Annotated in this window: 16 protein-coding genes and 1 pseudogene; 9 read left to right on the top strand and 8 right to left on the bottom strand. The window is 44.0% G+C overall.

Features of this window, described 5'->3' with window-relative positions:
* Positions 1 to 56: 56 nt before the first annotated feature.
* Positions 57 to 1289: a nucleoside recognition domain-containing protein gene (locus BN8899_RS02805; protein WP_065218217.1), complete on the top strand. Its 1233-nt coding sequence runs from the start codon at positions 57 to 59 to the stop codon at positions 1287 to 1289.
* Here BN8899_RS02805 and BN8899_RS02800 read toward each other — a convergent pair.
* A complete protein-coding gene (locus tag BN8899_RS02800) occupies positions 1249 to 1803 on the bottom strand; it encodes a DUF4251 domain-containing protein (RefSeq protein WP_018338399.1) in 555 nt (184 codons plus the stop codon). The genes BN8899_RS02805 and BN8899_RS02800 overlap by 41 nt on opposite strands.
* 168 nt (positions 1804 to 1971) lie before the next feature.
* Here BN8899_RS02800 and BN8899_RS02795 point away from each other — a divergent pair, with 168 nt between their 5' ends.
* From BN8899_RS02795 to BN8899_RS02780, 5 genes and pseudogenes are all read left to right on the top strand, one after another.
* Complete coding sequence (locus BN8899_RS02795; protein ID WP_065218216.1) at positions 1972 to 2202, top strand: hypothetical protein; 231 nt, start codon at positions 1972 to 1974, stop codon at positions 2200 to 2202.
* Positions 2203 to 2276: 74 nt separating this feature from the next.
* The gene (locus BN8899_RS02790) at positions 2277 to 5612 is read left to right on the top strand and encodes an ABC transporter permease (protein ID WP_065218215.1); all 3336 of its coding nucleotides are present in this window, start codon (positions 2277 to 2279) and stop codon (positions 5610 to 5612) included.
* Between the two features lie 33 nt (positions 5613 to 5645).
* A pseudogene (locus BN8899_RS20315) lies at positions 5646 to 5867 on the top strand (energy transducer TonB); the annotation flags it as partial.
* A 160-nt stretch (positions 5868 to 6027) separates the two neighbouring features.
* The gene (locus tag BN8899_RS02785; protein ID WP_018338401.1) at positions 6028 to 6384 is read left to right on the top strand and encodes a BlaI/MecI/CopY family transcriptional regulator; all 357 of its coding nucleotides are present in this window, start codon (positions 6028 to 6030) and stop codon (positions 6382 to 6384) included.
* A 13-nt stretch (positions 6385 to 6397) separates the two neighbouring features.
* Positions 6398 to 7891 carry a M56 family metallopeptidase gene (locus BN8899_RS02780; RefSeq protein ID WP_065218214.1) on the top strand — a complete coding sequence of 498 codons (1494 nt, stop codon included), beginning with the start codon at positions 6398 to 6400 and terminating at the stop codon, positions 7889 to 7891.
* 56 nt (positions 7892 to 7947) lie between these two features.
* On the opposite strand, the gene BN8899_RS02775 is transcribed toward BN8899_RS02780, so the two are convergent.
* The 7 genes from BN8899_RS02775 to BN8899_RS02745 form a co-directional block, all read right to left on the bottom strand.
* Complete coding sequence (locus tag BN8899_RS02775) at positions 7948 to 9216, bottom strand: M16 family metallopeptidase (RefSeq protein WP_065218213.1); 1269 nt, start codon at positions 9214 to 9216, stop codon at positions 7948 to 7950.
* A gap of 16 nt (positions 9217 to 9232) precedes the next feature.
* Positions 9233 to 10471, bottom strand: a complete 1239-nt coding sequence (locus BN8899_RS02770) for a M16 family metallopeptidase (RefSeq protein WP_065218212.1) — start codon at positions 10469 to 10471, stop codon at positions 9233 to 9235.
* A 2-nt stretch (positions 10472 to 10473) separates the two neighbouring features.
* Positions 10474 to 11421, bottom strand: coding sequence for an NAD(P)H-dependent flavin oxidoreductase (locus BN8899_RS02765; protein WP_065218211.1), 948 nt, complete (start codon positions 11419 to 11421; stop codon positions 10474 to 10476).
* A 133-nt stretch (positions 11422 to 11554) separates the two neighbouring features.
* A complete protein-coding gene (locus BN8899_RS02760; protein ID WP_018338406.1) occupies positions 11555 to 13213 on the bottom strand; it encodes an MFS transporter in 1659 nt (552 codons plus the stop codon).
* Between the two features lie 68 nt (positions 13214 to 13281).
* Complete coding sequence (locus tag BN8899_RS02755) at positions 13282 to 14229, bottom strand: glycosyltransferase family 2 protein (RefSeq protein WP_065218210.1); 948 nt, start codon at positions 14227 to 14229, stop codon at positions 13282 to 13284.
* 2 nt (positions 14230 to 14231) lie between these two features.
* Positions 14232 to 14771 carry a DUF4199 domain-containing protein gene (locus BN8899_RS02750; RefSeq protein WP_065218209.1) on the bottom strand — a complete coding sequence of 180 codons (540 nt, stop codon included), beginning with the start codon at positions 14769 to 14771 and terminating at the stop codon, positions 14232 to 14234.
* A 15-nt stretch (positions 14772 to 14786) separates the two neighbouring features.
* Entirely contained in the window at positions 14787 to 15704 is a 918-nt protein-coding gene (locus BN8899_RS02745; RefSeq protein WP_082986880.1) for a glucosaminidase domain-containing protein, read from the bottom strand.
* Between the two features lie 50 nt (positions 15705 to 15754).
* On the opposite strand from BN8899_RS02745, the gene cdd reads away from it, so the two are divergent.
* The 3 genes from cdd to BN8899_RS02730 all read left to right on the top strand — a co-directional run bounded on the left by cdd (position 15755) and on the right by BN8899_RS02730 (position 18262).
* Positions 15755 to 16225 (top strand): cytidine deaminase, encoded by a 471-nt coding sequence (gene cdd / locus BN8899_RS02740; protein ID WP_065218330.1) that lies wholly within the window; start codon positions 15755 to 15757, stop codon positions 16223 to 16225.
* Between the two features lie 272 nt (positions 16226 to 16497).
* Positions 16498 to 17028 carry an RNA polymerase sigma-70 factor gene (locus BN8899_RS02735; RefSeq protein ID WP_187376731.1) on the top strand — a complete coding sequence of 177 codons (531 nt, stop codon included), beginning with the start codon at positions 16498 to 16500 and terminating at the stop codon, positions 17026 to 17028.
* Positions 17029 to 17092: 64 nt separating this feature from the next.
* The gene (locus BN8899_RS02730; RefSeq protein WP_065218206.1) at positions 17093 to 18262 is read left to right on the top strand and encodes a FecR family protein; all 1170 of its coding nucleotides are present in this window, start codon (positions 17093 to 17095) and stop codon (positions 18260 to 18262) included.
* Positions 18263 to 18269 lie beyond the last annotated feature (7 nt).

Here is an 18269-nt window from a genome sequence, read left to right as displayed (position 1 = left end):
TAGAATGACTGGGAAAGTCATTTTCAATTTTCAATTTTCAATTTTCAATTGATATCATGGTTCTCAATTACATTTGGATATTCTTTTTTGGAGCGGCATTTTTGGTGGCTCTGTGCAAATTACTTTTCATGGGTGACACGGAAGTGTTTTCTGCTATCGTGAAAGCTACTTTCGATATGTCGAAGACTGGGTTTGAGATTTCGCTGGGACTGACGGGAGTGTTGACCTTATGGATGGGAATCATGAAAATCGGGGAGCGTGGGGGTGCGGTGAAGGTGATGTCGTGGTTGATTAGTCCCTTTTTTCGTAAATTGTTTCCCGAGTTACCGCCCGATAGTCCGGCATACGGTTCTATCATGATGAATATCGCGGCGAATATGTTGGGACTGGATAATGCTGCCACACCCGTGGGGTTGCGTGCCATGCAACAGATGCAGGAGGTGAACCCGCATAAGGATAGGGCGTCTAATGCACAAATTATGTTCTTGGTGCTGAATACTTCCGGTCTGACTATTATCCCCGTGTCTGTTATGGTCTACCGGGCGCAGATGGGGGCTGCCAATCCGGCGGATATATTTATTCCGATACTTCTAGCCACGTATGTTTCCACGCTTGCGGGACTGATAGCGGTCGCGATTTACCAGAAACTGAATTTGTTCAACCGGGTGGTTATGGCTTACTTGATCGGCGGAACTCTGGTCGTGGGAGGGTTGATCTGGTATTTTTCCGGATTGGATAAAGAAACGATTACCACGGTGTCTGCCGTTGCCAGCAACGTGATCCTGTTCTCTATTATCGTGGCTTTTATCGCGATGGGTGCCTGGCATCGTATTAATGTTTACGATGCTTTTATCGACGGGGCTAAGGAAGGTTTCTCGATTGCGGTGAAGATCATTCCCTATCTGGTGGCGATACTTGTTGCTGTGGGCGTGTTCCGTGCTGCCGGGGCTATGGATATGTTGATGGGAGGGTTGGAACGTTTGTGCCTGGCGTGTGGCTTGGATGCCGATTTTATCCCGGCGTTACCGACGGCATTGATGAAACCCTTGAGCGGTAGTGGTGCTCGCGGTTTGATGATCGACACGATGAATACCTTCGGGGCGGATTCTTTTGCGGGAAGACTAGCTTCGACGTTCCAAGGGGCAACTGATACAACTTTTTATATTATAGCTGTTTATTTTGGTGCTGTCGGCATTAAGAATACCCGCTACGCTATTCCTTGCGGGTTGATTGCCGATTTAGCGGGAATTATTGCAGCCCTGGTGATGGCATATCTGTTTTTCGCTTAACGATCTGACCGACATAGCTGATTGGTGAGCGTTTCCGATCGCTGAAATAGAGATAACATGTACCGTCATATTGAATGTGCATATTCAAATAATAGACATCGCCTCCGGATACGATGGTAAGCTGGTAAGCTATTGCTTTTTTCTTCCCTTCCCAATAGACTTTCACGGTTCGGCTAAACAGGATGTTTTGGAATGAGATGGTATCTAGTTGTGAACCGGATTTCACGCTTCCCTCACCGAAATAGGGAAGGTTTGCTTTCACGAGAGAGTCCTGTACCCATAAATAACAGTTTTTTGGGTCAATATCAATATTGTTTCCCGCTCCGGGAGGGGTAAAGAGGGTTTGTACCGTGGGGGTGGCAATGTAGAACTTCACGGTGAATTTGTCACTGTTGACGAGTGCTAATGTTTTTTGAAATTCTTTCTCGAATCGGTTTTCTTTTTTGTTTTGTGCCTTGACCGGAATGATTGTTATAGCAAGTAATAGTCCGGTGATAAATAATAGTCTTTTCATGTTTCCCGTTTTGAGAGGGTATACGGGAAAGAGGGGAAATGGTTTTGTATATATAATGTGTTAATTATTATTATATTTTGTTTGTATGATAGTATGCTATTAGGTATTTCGTGTTTTATAATAAACGAGATAGAACAACAATTATTAGTACCATTAATAACAAAAAATATGGAAAGAGGATTGATAATTAAAAAGATATTGTTTGTTGTCATTGCTGTGTGTTTTAGCGTGACAGTGAATGCTTCGGTAGAATTGACGTATCTAGATGATGGGACTTATCGCTCATCACCCTCACCGGGCACTTCACCTATTCTTATAGAATTGGGTGCACCGATCTCACCTTTATTTGAGAATAATTATTTAATAGATTTGAAATTGTGGGCGATTAAGGAGGATTAATTACAACTGAATATTTTCTAGGAAGGTTGTTTTATTTCGTTTTTTTTTGTAATTGTAAAATTAAAAACGTAACCATGGATTTTCAAGATATATTGCTAGTTGCTTGTTACGAGCGTAGATTGATAAACCGGAGTTTTACTTTTATGCTTTTGTGTTTTGTTGGGATTATCGGAATATCCGCTTTTCATTTGTTCGCACATAGTATTTGGAGAACGTTTCCTTTTCAGGTAGATATTCCAGCAGCAATGCCTTACGTGAATGCCTATTTGTTTTGTGTGTTTCAGTCTTTTGCGTTGTTGTTTCTTGGAGGAGATTTTCTGAAGCGGGATATTAAATACAATACGAATGACGTGTTTTTTTCTCGTCCGATAGGGAATGCCGAATATATCTTGGGTAAATTTTTGGCATTGGTACAATTCTTTTTGATGCTAGCAGTGGTGATAGGAGGTATTGCTTGGGCTATAAATCTCTTTGCAAGTAAAGCTGTATGTAATTTTGGGTATTACGTGTTTTATTTTTTGACCTTGACTTTGCCTGTTACTCTTTTTGTGGCAGCCTTCACTATTCTCGTGAGGGTATATATAAAAAATCAGGCGTTGAGTTTATTCTTTTTGTTTGTTTTCTGGGGAGGTACTGTACTCTTGCTCCCTCATTTTTTGCATGGGGCATTTGATTTTTTGGCGGCAGGGATCCCGAATACCTTTTCCGCTATCGTGGGACATCCGGCGTTAGGGAGTTATTTGGTACAAAGACTTATGTTTGTATCGTGTTCATTTTGTTGTATCGTTTTTATTATTAGAAAATATCCAAGGGCGAGTAATTTTCTTTTTTTGTCATCCCGGACAGGTAAAATAGGAATAATTGCCGGGGGTATGATTGTTTTGTGTACATGGTTGTTTTTGTATCCTTTTTATCAAATGAATAAGGTACGGAAAAATTATGTGGAAATCTATAAGTATTATGACTCGTTGCCTAAAGTAAGTGTCCGAACTCATGATATTACTTTTCGACAAGAAAAAGACAGATATCTTGCCTCTAGTCGGCTTGAGATCGAGAATATGAACGAGAAAACTATTGATACATTGTTATTTTACCTGAATCCGGGGCTGAATGTTTCGGGGTTACGGATTTCAGGAAAGAATTATTCTTTTCGGCGACATGAGCAGATCGTGCTGGTTCCTTATTCGTTAGGTACAAAAGAGAAATGTGTTTTAGAGATGGACTACGGGGGGGCTCTTACCTCTGATATTTGTTATCCGGACATTCCCGATGATAATTTTTATCGTTTGGATAGAATGGATTTCTTTCTTAACCCGGGACGTCATTATATGTACTTGACTTCCGATTATACTTTGATAACACCGGAGGTCTTGTGGTATCCGACTTCTGCACCTGTCGTCAATATGACTCAACCTTATTTGGCAGTTTCGGATTACACGATATATACTTTGAGAGTAATTAATCCATTCGGACAAATGGTTATTTCCCAGGGAAAGAAGAATGTACAAGGTGATACGATTTGTTTTTATAATGATCTTCCTCTTGTTGGCATATCCCTTGTCTGTGGGGATTTGGAGAGGATGTGTATTGAGTCGGATTCCGGGCGTTTCGAGTGCTACTACACGAAAGGTAAGGCTCTTTTACAGGGAATTCAGGATGTGTCGGATGAAGGTAAAAAATGGGGAGTGGAAAGGGTGTGGAGATTTATCCCCCAATTGACCGTTAGCCGTGAGAAATACCCGTTTGATAAAATGGTACTGGTGGAACATCCTTTAGGCTATATGTCTTTCCAACGACCGTGGAAATCAATATCCAATTACGCTTGCCCTGAGGTTTATTTTTTCCCGGAAAAGAAGGATCGGGTAAGAGTAAATTTCAATGAAATGTTAGCTCAAAGTACAGTGTATGATAATTTGTTAAAAATAGAAGAAGAGTTCTTTTTTGAAAAATTTCGTCCTTTTCTTCGTGCTCGTTTTCCAAAGATACCCCAGGAATTGTTTTCTATTCTGTCTAAAGATTATCCCCTCATGAACGGGATTATTTCAGCTTTTGATTGGGATCCCCGTTTTAAGCGTCACGATCGATCACGAGTTTTAAATGAGATGGAGGCATTGGAGTATTTATCTCGCAACAGTCTTGCGGAAGCTATCCGTGATCCGGATGCCTTTGATATGATGGATGTCATTATTCAATTGAAGAGTGAACAATTGCGAGAGTATATATTGACACAAACGACTTGGGACACACTCTCGAATTTTATGTCTGGTTTTGTTGATAAATATCGTTATCAAAATATCGATGGGGAAACATTGTGTAAGGATTTTTATGAGTCAATTAGAGTCGATATTTTACCGTGGATGAATAAATGTTATAATGAGAAAGGGATTCCTCGTTTCGTGATACAAGAACCGAATACTTATTTTACATCTTCGGGAGAGGAAACAATTGTTTATTTGAGTTTTAAGATTTGGAATAAAGGAAATCTTGATGGTTGTGTTTCTTTATGGCAAGAAGATGGATTTAGTCCTTCATTTTTTTTAGAGAACAAACATGATTTTGACCGGATTTTTGTTTTTCACCTTAAAAATGGCTGGAAAGAATGGATTTTTAAAAGTATTTTCATCCCTTTGGGTAAAGGTATGGATATTTGTATTCCCGTGGACACGTTACCGATGGTAATAAATGATGCCAGAAATTATTTTGGGATAATGGGGAGAGGTTATAAATTATCTTATATTTTTTCGGGAAATTATCCTGGAGATTATGGATTTGAGTCTCAGTTACGCCCCCTCCCGTCATCAAAAGATACAGGTGTTTTTGAGTTAGATACTTCTTTATTTTTACCCCCTCCCGGAATAATTATCGTGGATAATGAAGATCCCGGATTTCGGATTTTTGAGGAACAATTATTATTTTCTCGTAGTTTAGAAAAGCGGAAATATAGTAAGCATTCCCCTCCTTTGCCTCGTTGGGCTCTTTTTATTGATCGGGAGTCTTATGGTGATGTTGTGCGAAGTTTTTATTGCAAGGGAGCTGGAGGGGGGAAAGCAAAATTGGAATGGAGTGCTTCTATTCAAGAAGGAGGTATGTACGAGTTGTTTGTTTACTATCAATGGGCTCTGAATGATCCGGTATGGTTTGCTAATCAGCCATTACATCATTACACGTTTCATCATGGGGAAGTAAAAGACGATATTTTTCTTGAACCCAAGGGAATAGAAAGAAATGTTACGATTCGTTATGCTGATGGAGGTGAAGAAAAAGCTAAGGCTGAATCTTTTTCATACTGGATTCCGGTCGGTAAATATGTTCTTGCTCCCGGCGATGTAAAACTTGTTTTACATGACAATGGATTGGCTGCAGGACAGATGCTTTATGCCGATGCCGTGAAATGGGTGAAAGTGGAGTGATATAGATGTCTCCGTAAAACTGTAAAATATCCGGCGGAAGCCCTGAAGCAAAAAATAGGTAGGGTTTATGTGCAATTCATTATAGGAACAAATGGAAGTATAACGAATGCGAAGGTACTTCGCTCGGTTCGCCCTTTATTAGATGTTGAAGCTCTTCGGGTAATAAGAAATATGCCAAACTGGATACCCGGGATTCAGAGAGGTAAACGGGTTAGAGTTTCTTACACGATACCAGTCGGTTTCCGATTAGATTGATGGATAGAAATCTTTCGTACGAGTGGCAATAATATTTTTCGCTATTCATTTTGGTTTGATTTGTAGAGTATTAAAAATAATACGTGATTTTTATTTACGAAATATTTGGAGTATTACGAAGATTTCGTAGATTTGCGAAAGAATCGTAAATAAGTAACGTATGGAAAAGTTGACATATCAGGAAGAAGAGGTAATGCTGATTATCTGGCAAGTGAAAAGTGGTGTCGTGAAAGATTTTTTGAATCGGATGGAAGAACCGAAGCCGCCTTACACGACAGTTGCTTCTATCGTTAAGAATTTGGAGAAAAAGGGATTTCTGACAAGTAAGAAACACGGGAACATCTACGAGTACATCCCTCTTGTGGACGAAAACGAATATAAAACAAAGTTTATGTCGGGGGTCGTGAGGAACTATTTTGAGAATTCATACAAAGAGATGGTGACTTTTTTTGCGAAGGAGCAAAAAATTTCGACAGAGGATTTGCAAGAGATTATCAGGTTGATCGAAAAACAATGAAATACATGAAGCCATGTTCACGAGCGATACATTCATCTACTTGGTGAAGATAAATTTAGCGTTTATCGTGTTTTATCTTTTCTATCGGCTCTTGTTTAGCCGGGATACTTTCTTCACGATTCGTCGGGTGTGCTTGCTGACCATCCTTTTTTTGTCATTGTGCTACCCGTTAATTCCTTTTACTTTCGGAGAGGAACAGAAAGCGGTTATTCAAGAGGCGGTTTCTCAATATACCACGGTCTTTTTGCCGGAGATTACCGTAAAGCCGGATAAACCTAGCCTTCAATTTACTGTTGTTGATGTATTGTGCTGGTGCTATTGCTTGGTTGTGGGTGTTTTGGCAATCCGAATTTTTATACAATTATTTTCTATATTCCGGTTGATTCGTAAGGGCAAACGGGTGGTTTGTTATTCACTTCCCGTTATTGCTTTGCCGGATCATACAACTCCATTCTCTTTTTTTAAGTGGATATTTATTAATCCGACCTTGTATGAATCACATGATTTGCAGGAGATTCTGGCTCACGAGAAGACACACGTGGACCAGTGTCATTCTTTGGACGTGATGTTCTCCGAATTGTTGTGTGCTCTGTTTTGGATCAATCCCGCCGTATGGTTATTGAAACGGGAGATTCGGCGTGATTTGGAATTCTTGGCGGATAAACGGGTAGTGGCTGCCGGGTTTGACCGGAAAGCATACCAGTATCATCTTCTCCGCCTCACTTGTACTTCGGCTGCAGCTCAAATAGTTAATAAATTCAACGTGACACCTTTAAAAAAACGTATTATGATGATGAATAAAAAAAGGACATCAAAGATGGGATTATTCAAGTATGCTTTGCTATTTCCAGTAGTAGGATTACTTGTTTTATCCAGTAACGTTCAGGCCATTGTGCAACTGAACCAGGAATATTCGAGCATGATAGGGAAAGATTCTATTACAGTGAAAGGAATTGTGGTAGATCACGGTAATAAGCCTTTGAAAAATGCGATCGTGGTTATTCGTGAAACGAATATCGGAACGTTTACAAATGAAAAAGGAGAGTTTACCATTACGGTAGAACCGGGTGCAGAATTGTATTTTTCTTATGTCGGGAAACGAGGAGTGCTTTGTGAAGTGAAGGACGAGAAAAAGTTAATTATAAAGATGAATAATGCCGTTTATGATTCATTAGATACTACTACGGCAAAGAATTATGATGATGTTTTTCAAGTCGTGGAAGGTATGCCGAAATTTCCGGGAGATTTGAATATATACTTGGGAAAAAATGTAAATTATCCTGAGAAGGCACAAAAAGAAAAAATTCAAGGGCGTGTAACTGTTCAGTTTATTGTGGAAAAAGATGGAACAATCACAAATGTGAAAGTTCTTCGTTCTGTTCATCAGTTATTGGATAAGGAAGCAATAAGAGTTGTGGAAAATATGCCTAAATGGATTCCGGGAACGCAAAGAGGAGAACCGGTGAGAGTATCGTATACGGTACCGATTAATTTCCGGTTACAATAATGAATTTATATAGAAGAGGCTGTTCGATTGTAAAGACAATTTTCAGCCTCTTTTTTTTATTTTCCCGCTGTGACGATATACATATCTTCCGGTTGGAGATACTTGTTTGCCATACGCATGATGTCCTCTGCCGTGCAGGTACGGATGCGATCGATGGTGCGAAGGTAAAACGTGTTGTCGATCCCGTAATTGAGTTTGTGTTTCAAGGCATCCGACTGGGCGAAAGCTCCATCAAGTTCCCGCAATAGTTCCCCGTTGAAATAGCTTTTCACGAGATGCAATTCTTCTTCCGGGACAGGTTCTGTTTGGAGGCGTCGGATTTCTTTCATGCACTCTTCGATGGTTGCTTCGGCTTGATCGGCATTGACATCCGTGGCAATCATCCAGTAGGCGGCTAATGGCATGGTGACGTTGTAAGAACCGATACCATAAGTATAGCCTTTCTCTTCGCGGATATTCGACATTAACCGGGAACCGAAATAACCGCCTAGCACCATGTTGAGCAACTGGAAGTTCGTGTAATCCTCGTCAAGCAATGAAACGCCCGCTTTGCCGATGCGGATGCTTGTTTGTACGGCGTCGGGTTTCGTTACATGGTATCTCCCCGGGGCGTAAGGATGTATATCAAATAGCTGTGTATCCGGCAAGGGAAGATTGCTCATGGGTGCGAAAGCCTCGCTGACCTCCCGGATAACGGTATCGTTGATATTACCGCAAAGCATGATGCGGCAATGGGATGCTTGAAAGCGTTCTTTATAGTACTTCATCAATATGTCGGGTGTGACCCGGTCAAAATCTTCGAGCGTGAAGCGATTGGCATAAGGGTGTGTATCCCCGTAAAGGCGATAAATAAATTCCATGCGTGCCAGATAAGCTGTCTTCTCGATATTTACCAAATGCTGTTGCTTCCTGTTGCGAATGTAAATTTCCAGTTCTTTTCGCGGGAAGATACTTTCGAGTACCATTTCTGCCACCATACGAATCGTTTCTCTGGCATACTTGTTCAAGGAAATCATGTTGATTTCCGATTTGTGCATACCGCAATTGAAATCCACGTATGCCCCGTGGTAATCGAAAAGTTCTGCAATTTCGGTAGACGAGTGTAACCGAGTTCCCTCGTTAAGCATACTTAGCATGGAGGATGCCACGATCGGTTGGGGTTGGTAATACCCTCCGGTAGGGACAATCACGTCAATTTTGAATACTTCCTGGTTCGGGTCGTGCAGGTACACAATGTCGAGCCCGTTGGAGAGTTTGGTTTGCCGGTGTTCCCACAATGTCGGGCGGGATATTTCGGTAATAGGCGGTTCTATATTTCTATTCATGATAAATGCGCTAATGTTATTTTTCTTTGAGATACCACAACGTGGAGCAATTGTCGATCGAGAACAGTTCTTTTGCTGTTTGCTTTAACGTGTCCAATGGTACTTGATACCGCTTGCTCTCCGAGTTAATCAGTTCGATGTCCCCGAGGTAGTCAAAGAAAGCGAGGTTTGCCGATTTATTCTGGTAATTGATTTCGCTGTACGAGATGCGGGCATCTGTTTTGTTAATCACTTTTTGCAATTCCCGTTCGGTGATCGGGTCTTCGATAAAATGATTGATTTCGCTTTGTATAGCGGCTTCGGCTTTCTCGATTGCCACGCCTTCGGATAGTTTTCCGGAGAAAACAAATAGTCCGGGATCCATATCCCCGGTGATGTAGGCATCAATCTCGGAGAATAATTTCCCGTTTTTAATCAGGTTAATATACAAACGGGAGGATTGACCGTTCGACAGGATATCCGATATGATATCACAAGCGTAGAAATTGTCGGAACGGCGGTCGCCCATATGGTAGACTTTATAAATGGCGTCAGCGGGGACCTTGTTGTGCTCGCTGACCAGGCGGCGTTCCTCGGTTTGTCGTGGTTCGACGGGTACGGCTTGCCTCGTGTAATTGGCAGGAGCGATGTCCCCAAACCATTTCTTCACCAGTTCCAGCGCTTTTTCATCCGTGATATTCCCGCTAATACTAAGAATTGCGTTATCGGGAGCGTAGAAACGATGAAAGAAATCTTTCACTTCTTCAAGTGTGGCTCCAGCGATGTGGTCGATGTTTTTACCGATTGTGGGCCATTGGTACGGGTGTACCTTGTATGCCAGTGGGCGGAGTTTTAACCAGAGATCTCCGTAAGGGTTGTTGAAATACCGTTGTTTGAACTCTTCGATCACCACGTTTCTTTGCACGTCAAGTGACTTCTGCGAGAAATCAAGTGCCATCATTCGGTCGGATTCCAACCATAAGGCGGTTTCGATATTGGAAGCCGGGATCGTGATATAATAATTCGTGTAGTCATTGTTCGTGAATGCGTTGTTGTCCCCTCCGGCTTTCTGCACGTGGTAGTCGTAATTCGGGATATGCTTTGAGCCCCCGAACATCAGGTGTTCAAAAAGATGCGCGAATCCGGTTCGTTTTGGATCCTCGTTTTTTGCCCCCACTTTATAGAGAATATTCACGGATACGAAAGGGGTACTCGTGTCCGTGTTGCAAATAACGGTTAAGCCGTTATCCAGGGTATGGCGGGTGTATTTTATCATCTTTACATTTTTACATTTTCAAATTTTTCCATGGTATCGTTGAAATCGGCAATAAGGTTGCGTATCATCTCGGCAACTGTTTTTTCCTTGTGAAGCATAGAGGCAATTTGTCCTATTTCAAGTTCTCCTTCTACCATATCTCCTTCAAATATACCTTTTTTAGCCCTGCCTTTCCCGAGTAGTTGGGTTAATTGTGCGGCGTTGGCTCCGGCGTCTTCCAATGTTTTCACTTGTTCAAAGAATTCATTCTTAATGAGTCGGGTGGGGGCTAGTTTCTTTAATGCCAGCATCGTGCCGCCTTCGTCCGTGTCAATCACTCGTTGTTTGAATGCCGGGTGGGCGGATGATTCCGCGGCAATAGCGAATAGAGTCCCGATTTGTACTCCCTCGGCTCCTAATGCCATGGCTGCTGCTATCGCTTTTCCCGAGGCGATACCTCCTGCCGCGATCACGGGTAACGATGTCGATTCTGCCACGTTCGGGATCAATGTCAAGGTGGTTGTTTCTTCCCGCCCGTTGTGTCCTCCCGCCTCGAATCCTTCGGCAACGACAGCGTCTACTCCGGCTTCTTCACATTTCTTGGCGAACAGGGCACTGCTAATCACGTGTACCACCGTGATGCCGTGTGATTTCAACAGGGAAGTCCATTTCTTGGGGCTTCCCGCGGAGGTGAATACGATTTTCACGCCTTCGTTGATGATGATTTCCATGAGTCGGTCTATTTCCGGGTAGAGTAAGGGCACATTTATTCCCCACGGTTTGTCGGTAGCCTGTTTCATCTTGTGGATATGCTCCACGAGAGTTTCCGGGTGCATCGATCCGGCACCCAAAAGTCCCAATCCGCCTTCATTACTAACAGCGGCAGCTAATCGCCATCCGCTGCACCATACCATACCCCCTTGAACGATCGGGTATTTTATATTGAAAAGTTTCGTAATTCTATTTTCCATGATCGATAATAAGTTATGTGTTTACTTTTTATTGATGCAAATTTAAGAAAATAGTTGGATAGCTTTCCGGGAAGAGAATAAAAAAGCCTTCGCCGGTAAGGACGAAGGCTTTATATGATTTAAGATAATTCGTTTATTTTTGGATATTCGGTAATTCCAATCCAAGACCTTTCTTCTTGTCTACTGCTTTGAGCACGAATCCCAAAATCAGGGCTGCTCCACCCAAGCAAGCCAACATCACCAGCGGGGCAGTGTAGTTGTAAGAAATAGCGGCTTGTTCAGGCGTGATTTTACCGCTTTGCAAATCGGCTACTAGTTGAGGGTTTGTGTTATCCAAAACTTTACCGATGAGCAAGGGGAATAACCACAACCCGATATTTTGTACCCAGAAGATCAACGCGTAGGCGCTACCGATAATTTTAGCATCCACCAGTTTCGGCACGCTAGGCCAAAGAGAGGCAGGAACTAGGGAGAAACTTGCACCGAGAACGAGAATCGTGATATAGGCTACGATAACTCCTCCAATGGCATCCCCTCTGAACGCCGGCAAAACAAAGGCGAAAGTAAGATGGCAAAGAATAAGCAATACGGAACCCATGATAAGCATGGAGGCAGCCTTACCTTTGTGGTCCACGTAATTACCCAAGATAGGAGTGATACCTACAGCCAACAACGGGAATACTGCGAATATGGTTTCCGCACTTTGGCGCATATAGCCCATGTAACAGAATATAATCAATGATACGACGGCTAATGCTAGTAAACCATATTTCATGCCTTTGCTTTTCGAGAAGTTGCTGGCAAAAGCTGCGGCAGCAACGACAAGCATTATACAATACTGGATTACCGTCACCGTGTTCGTCGCCCAGAATGAATCGGGATCAACCGAGGTGAAAGTCAGGTTACATTGCAACATATTTACGGCATATTTCTGGAAGGGGAAAATGGCTGAATAGTAAAGTACACAAAGTAAAGCTACCAACCAGAAGCCCATACTGGACATGATTTTGCCCAAGTCGCTGATTTTAAATGGATCATCTTTCTCTTCAGCTTCTCCGGTTTGTGCATCAAGTCTTTTATCCATGAAGAAATAGACGATGAACATGATAAGCGCAACGAGCAACAAAATAACACCGAAAGCTACTGAACGGGAAACATCGATGTTGCCGCCCAATTTGGCGAATACCGGCGAGAAGATCATACAGGAGGCTACTCCCAAACGGGCTAATGCCATTTCAGATCCCATGGCTAGAGCCATCTCACGACCTTTAAACCATTTCACGATCCCGCGTGAAACCGTGATACCTGCCATTTCAACACCACACCCGAAGATCATGAAGCCTACCGCCGCGAATTTAGCTGATGCGGGCATTCCTTTGTAGAAAGGCGAGATGCCCAATTCGTCAAAACCGGGGATGTAATTCAAGTTGTTGGTAAACCAAGTGTCTAATCCGCTGCCTTGAAAGCTTTCGGTCACGGCGTACCAGTTAATGGTGGCGCCAACCAACATCACGACACCGGAAAGGATTGCCGTGAAACGAACCCCCATTTTGTCAAGGATGATTCCTGCGAAAATGAGGAAGAAGATGAAGACATTCAGAAATGTTTCCGATCCTTGCATTGTTCCGAATGCAGTAGAGTCCCACCCCCGGGTGGACTGCATTAAGTCTTTGATGGGCGATAAAATGTCCATAAAGATATAAGAACAGAACATGGCAAAAGCTAGAAGCAAGAGAACCATCCAGCGCATGGCTGCCGAATCTCTAAGAGTTTGTTGAATTTTTTCTACCATAATTATTTATTTAAAAAAGTTGATTTTGCACACAAACGCTCAAAGGTAAAATAAAATATGGAAAATCTTTAAATTTTTTTCTCAATTCTGTACACGTTCCTGTCGCTGGCACTCCGGGAAACCAATTCCGCCAGGAATCCGGCTAGGAAGAGTTGTGTCCCTATAATCATACAAGTCAGAGCGATATAGAAATAAGGGTTGTTCGCTACCAGGGATGCCCGAAGCCCGTCGGCAAGGGCAATTAATTTTTCGATGCCAATCCACGCGGCGGAGCAAAAGCCGATGATGAACAGCAATGTCCCCAGCGCCCCGAACAAATGCATGGGCTTTTTGGCGAAACGCGTGATAAAGGTCACGGAAAGCAGATCCAGGAATCCGTTAATAAAACGGTTCAACCCGAATTTGGTAACCCCGTATTTACGCGCCTGATGGTGTACCACCTTCTCCCCGATACGGGTAAATCCGGCTTGTTTCGCCAGTATCGGTATGTAGCGGTGCATTTCCCCGTAAACTTCGATATTTTTGACCACGGCACATTTATACGCTTTCAACCCGCAATTGAAGTCGTGCAGCTTGATTCCCGAGAAGCGTCGGGCTGTGGCGTTAAAGAGTTTCGTGGGAACGGTTTTGGTGATGGGGTCATATCTCTTTTGTTTCCACCCGGACACGAGGTCGTAGTCTTCGTCCGTAACCATCCGGTAGAGTTCCGGTATCTCGTCCGGGCTGTCCTGCAAGTCGGCGTCCATGGTAATGACCACGTCGCCTTGGGCATCCTCGAATCCGCAATGCAAGGCGGCTGATTTCCCGTAATTGCGGCGGAATTTAATCCCCCGTATTCGATTGTCTTTGGCGGAAAGTTTTTCAATCACTTTCCAGGAAGAATCATTGCTGCCATCGTCAACCATGATAATCTCATAGGTGAAATGGTGGGTTTCCATCACCCGGTTGATCCATGCCGCTAGTTCCGGTAGCGATTCTTCTTCATTATATAACGGGACAACAACAGATATATCCATGATTAGAATTGTTGAGGGTTAATCGGGGGTGTTTTTCTTTTTACCAGTCCGGCAATAAAGAGGGTGAAGGCAGCCCCGATGAATATTCGATTGAACATTTCACCGACCGCGATCACGATGGGCGAAAAGAATATTTCAGTTAATTTGTTATTGAGTAATTCTTGCAAATTCATGTTTTTGTACACCTCGTTCAAGATCGTGAGTGTAACCTTTTTGTACATGGCTAACAATTCCGCGTCCGCGGAGTAAAGGATAAACGTGTAGACGGCATTGCACAGTGCTGCGATGGCAAGGATGTATATCCCGGTAGACAGGGCTTTCCCGTAAGAGATGATGCCGGAGAGGTGGTCGTCCCTGTATTTTTTCACCCCGATGAATATGCCGAATATGGTCAACATCATGGTGATATTGTTGAATTGCGGGTTTGCCACGATGCCTTTCCCCGCGCACACGAAGAGCAGGGAAGCGACAATAAAACTGGCACCGATCAGCCCGCCGAATAGCGTGTTGGGTTTCAAGAATGATTCGTTCGTGTTTTTCATTATTTAGAGTTCCTTTCAATATAATTGTGCTGCCCCTCTTAGAGAGATCATTTCTCCGGGTTGGGGCTTATCACCGTTCTCCATGTAATTGTATTGCAATAGTTTTGCCAGTTTGATCCCGTATATCTGGGAGATCATGTACATCGTGTCCCCCGGGCGACACTTGTGGAAGGTGTATCCCTTGGGGGCTTTGTTCTTCTTGTTTTTCAAGAAAACGTGCATCCCTTCGCGTATGGAGAGTTCGTTTTTATCATTGTAAGCCAAAAGTCGTTTCAAGGGAATCCCGAAATACTGGGCGATGCCTTCAAAAGTGTCACCCTTTTTCACCTTGATGCTGGGAATATTATTGATATAGACTACCCGGCTTTGATAGTTTTGGGTATCGCCGAGTTTGTAATTCAATTCGTTGGGGATTTTGTGATTCCTTTTCCCGGGTTTGTCGAATTGGTATAGTTCCTCTTCTTCGATGATCTTGATTAATTTCTGCGCGTAATCGGGTGCCGTGGCGTAGCCCGCTTTCTTCAAACCTTTTGCCCAACCCTTGTAGTCCGTCTTGGAAAGTTTGAACAAGGATGCGTACCGGGGGCGGGATACCAGAAATTCGCTATGGTCGACCCATGATTCTTCCGGGTTCCTGTATTTGCGGAAACATTCGTTCCGGCTGTCATCGTCCATGATGAAGCTTGCGCCGTTCCAGTTGTGGCATTTGATGCCGAAGTGATTGTTCGCGTTTATCGCTAACTTTGAATTGCCACAGCCGGATTCCAGTATGCCTTGAGCCAGCTTGATGCTGGCGGGAATCCCCGTGCGATCCATCTCCTGTATAGCGATGGATTTGTATTTTTTGATGAATGCCTTTCGACTATCGTTAGATGCACCGCATATGTTGACACATGTAAAAGTAAGAAATAAAATGACGTAAATCTTGCTCATGATTCGTGATAATGTTTTATATTGGCGGTAAAATTACGAAAAAAAATAGAATGGAGAAAGCGGAATTCAAGATAGATTACTTTCTGTACCGGGAATCTTACCCGCGAGGGTACGAAGAATTGTGTCGTGCTGCCTTGAAAGCCACGGAAAATGCTTATTGCGTGTACTCGGGTTTTGCCGTCGGGGCAGCCGTGTTGATGAATAACGGGGAGGTGGTTTGCGGCTCGAACCAAGAGAATGCAGCGTATCCTTCCGGGCTTTGTGCGGAGCGTACCGCTTTGTTTTATGCCTGTTCCGCTTACCCCGAAACCGGGGTGGCTGCCATTGCTATTGCCGCCAGGGATAAAGGGGTAGAGGTTGACGAGTACGTTACGCCTTGCGGGGCTTGCCGGCAAGTCATGTCCGAGATTATCGAGCGTTATCACGCGGACTTCGACGTGATTCTTGTCGGGAAGAAGCGCACCCTGCTGGTGAAGGCAAGCCAGCTATTGCCTTTTGCTTTTAAATTAGAGGTGCATTGACCGTAATTCTCGGGTATAGGGAGCTGGTCGGTATGCGATAGGGTGGTTATTGCCCCGGGAGGCGTGGTACTCGAGGGAATTAAATTTTCTTATTTCTTGTTAAAACGTGGGCGAACTGTAGGCGAACTGTAGGCTAAGAGTAGGCGATGCCGCCTACAACCCGCCTACAACTCGCCTACAACCCACCCGAATCTTTAGTTCTTGGGGAAGAAAAGGGTATGATTTGGAATTGAATGCCGGAATTGTTATTTTTGAACGGGAAAAGTCGCATTATGAATAAACAGAAAAAAGACACATTCGAAAACTTGTTCAATACTTATTATAAAGATTTGTACGTGTATGCCTTGAGTTTTGTCCGGGACGAGGAGGAGGCGAAGGATATTGTCACTGACGTGTATGAGTACGTGTGGAAGAATTTTATGCGGCTGGATGCTTCTGCTTCATTACGTCCTTTGTTATACACGTTGACCCGTTCCCGGTCGCTCGATTTTTTGCGACGAGAGAAATCCAAGGAGAAGTTTTTGGCGTACCAACGAACCTTGCCGGAGGCAGATGAGGAGTACGAGGAGCACGAGGAGTTGCTCGCGAAGGCAATGCGCGTCATCGAGAATATGCCGGCGCAGACGGCGGCAGTATTTCGCAAGTGTTTTTTTGAAAAGAAAAAATATCAGGAGGCGGGGGACGAGTTAAATATTTCTATTAACACGGTGAGGTGGCATATAACGAAGGCTATGAGTCTGTTACGGGAGAAGTTGACGGGTGAGGAAATCGTGTTGTTACACGCTTTGTTTGTTAAAAAATAAAAAAATCTAGTTTTTAACCCACATCATTCGGGGTGCTTCACGTGTTATATATAAAAGCACAAAAATGAAAGTGAACGAGAAGAATGATCAACTGGAATTTGTCTTGAATGTACTCAATCATCCGGAATTATTGCAAGATGAGTATGTTCGGGAATGGTTGAGCCATGCGGAGAACAAAAAGTTGTACGAGGAGTGTCGTCTTTACCTGGAAGCGGGGTTGAAGTTGGAGGTGGGCGATTCCGTGGATGTAAGGAGTGAATTCGAGAAATTCAAGAGAAGAATGACGTCACCGACTCGTGTGTTGTATCGTTGGACTGCTGCGGTGGCAGTTGTGGTGATCCTTGTCGCGAGCGGTTGGTGGTTGATGAACGAGATGCCGTCGCGTGAAAGCGGGCGGGAGGTGATTGTAGGAATGCGGTCTGCCGTGGTGCCGGGAAAGAATCAGGCAGTGCTGGTCACGGAAACGGGACGGGAAATTGTTCTGGGAATGTCATCCGGTATGCGGGTTATGGAGGAAGGGGGTGTCGACGTGACGGACGACAGTACGCGGGGTGTGAGGTACTCGGGTACGGAGGTTGGCGAGGTGCGTTACCACACGCTGAGAGTCCCGAAAGGGGGAGAGTATCGGATTGTGTTGAGCGACGGGACGGAAGTGTGGTTGAATTCGGAGTCCGAGTTGAGGTATCCCACGGTGTTCACGGGCGAGCGGCGAGTGGTGGAATTGAAGGGCGAGGGGTATTTTTCCGTGACGCGTGACGAACGCCAGCCTTTTATTGTGGTGGCGTCGGGCGTGCGGACGAAGGTGTATGGCACGGAGTTCAACGTGAAGGCGTATGCGGACAACAAGGTGGATGTGACGCTGGTGGAGGGGAAGGTTGCCGTGAAGCGGGCGAGTGATGATTCGGAGTATGCTTTGACTCCGGGACAGAACGCTCACCTGGAGGCGGGGGCGGTTCCCTTGATCGAGAAGGTGAATGTGCATAAATATATCGCCTGGAAGGAGGGGTATTTCTATTACGAGAATGAACGCTTGGAGGTGATCGTGAACGATTTGAAGCGGTGGTATGATTTTGATGTCGTGTATGTTGGTAGTGGCGTGAAGGATCTCAGGTTTGAACTTTGGTCCGGCAGGGATAGCGACATCGGTGTGATCATGGGCTTGTTGACGAAAACCAACCGGGTGAGCGTGAGATTGGACGGACGCACTTTGATCGTGTCCGAGAGGGGTAAATGATTGTGTA

The sequence above is a fragment of the Butyricimonas sp. Marseille-P2440 genome, from assembly GCF_900091675.1.
In the GTDB taxonomy this organism is placed as follows: Bacteria; Bacteroidota; Bacteroidia; order Bacteroidales; family Marinifilaceae; genus Butyricimonas; species Butyricimonas synergistica.
The sequence above is the reverse complement of the archived record's forward strand: the minus strand, read 5'-3'. Positions and strand labels throughout refer to the sequence as shown.

What these genes read in the sequence shown, in the direction of transcription:
- BN8899_RS02805 (WP_065218217.1), top strand. Translation starts at nt 57, where the DNA reads ATGGTTCTCAATTACATTTGGATATTCTTTTTTGGAGCGGCATTTTTG.
- BN8899_RS02800 (WP_018338399.1), bottom strand. Translation starts at nt 1,803, where the DNA reads ATGAAAAGACTATTATTTATCACCGGACTATTACTTGCTATAACAATC.
- BN8899_RS02795 (WP_065218216.1), top strand. Translation starts at nt 1,972, where the DNA reads ATGGAAAGAGGATTGATAATTAAAAAGATATTGTTTGTTGTCATTGCT.
- BN8899_RS02790 (WP_065218215.1), top strand. Translation starts at nt 2,277, where the DNA reads ATGGATTTTCAAGATATATTGCTAGTTGCTTGTTACGAGCGTAGATTG.
- BN8899_RS02785 (WP_018338401.1), top strand. Translation starts at nt 6,028, where the DNA reads ATGGAAAAGTTGACATATCAGGAAGAAGAGGTAATGCTGATTATCTGG.
- BN8899_RS02780 (WP_065218214.1), top strand. Translation starts at nt 6,398, where the DNA reads ATGTTCACGAGCGATACATTCATCTACTTGGTGAAGATAAATTTAGCG.
- BN8899_RS02775 (WP_065218213.1), bottom strand. Translation starts at nt 9,216, where the DNA reads ATGAATAGAAATATAGAACCGCCTATTACCGAAATATCCCGCCCGACA.
- BN8899_RS02770 (WP_065218212.1), bottom strand. Translation starts at nt 10,471, where the DNA reads ATGATAAAATACACCCGCCATACCCTGGATAACGGCTTAACCGTTATT.
- BN8899_RS02765 (WP_065218211.1), bottom strand. Translation starts at nt 11,421, where the DNA reads ATGGAAAATAGAATTACGAAACTTTTCAATATAAAATACCCGATCGTT.
- BN8899_RS02760 (WP_018338406.1), bottom strand. Translation starts at nt 13,213, where the DNA reads ATGGTAGAAAAAATTCAACAAACTCTTAGAGATTCGGCAGCCATGCGC.
- BN8899_RS02755 (WP_065218210.1), bottom strand. Translation starts at nt 14,229, where the DNA reads ATGGATATATCTGTTGTTGTCCCGTTATATAATGAAGAAGAATCGCTA.
- BN8899_RS02750 (WP_065218209.1), bottom strand. Translation starts at nt 14,771, where the DNA reads ATGAAAAACACGAACGAATCATTCTTGAAACCCAACACGCTATTCGGC.
- BN8899_RS02745 (WP_082986880.1), bottom strand. Translation starts at nt 15,704, where the DNA reads ATGAGCAAGATTTACGTCATTTTATTTCTTACTTTTACATGTGTCAAC.
- cdd (WP_065218330.1), top strand. Translation starts at nt 15,755, where the DNA reads ATGGAGAAAGCGGAATTCAAGATAGATTACTTTCTGTACCGGGAATCT.
- BN8899_RS02735 (WP_187376731.1), top strand. Translation starts at nt 16,498, where the DNA reads ATGAATAAACAGAAAAAAGACACATTCGAAAACTTGTTCAATACTTAT.
- BN8899_RS02730 (WP_065218206.1), top strand. Translation starts at nt 17,093, where the DNA reads ATGAAAGTGAACGAGAAGAATGATCAACTGGAATTTGTCTTGAATGTA.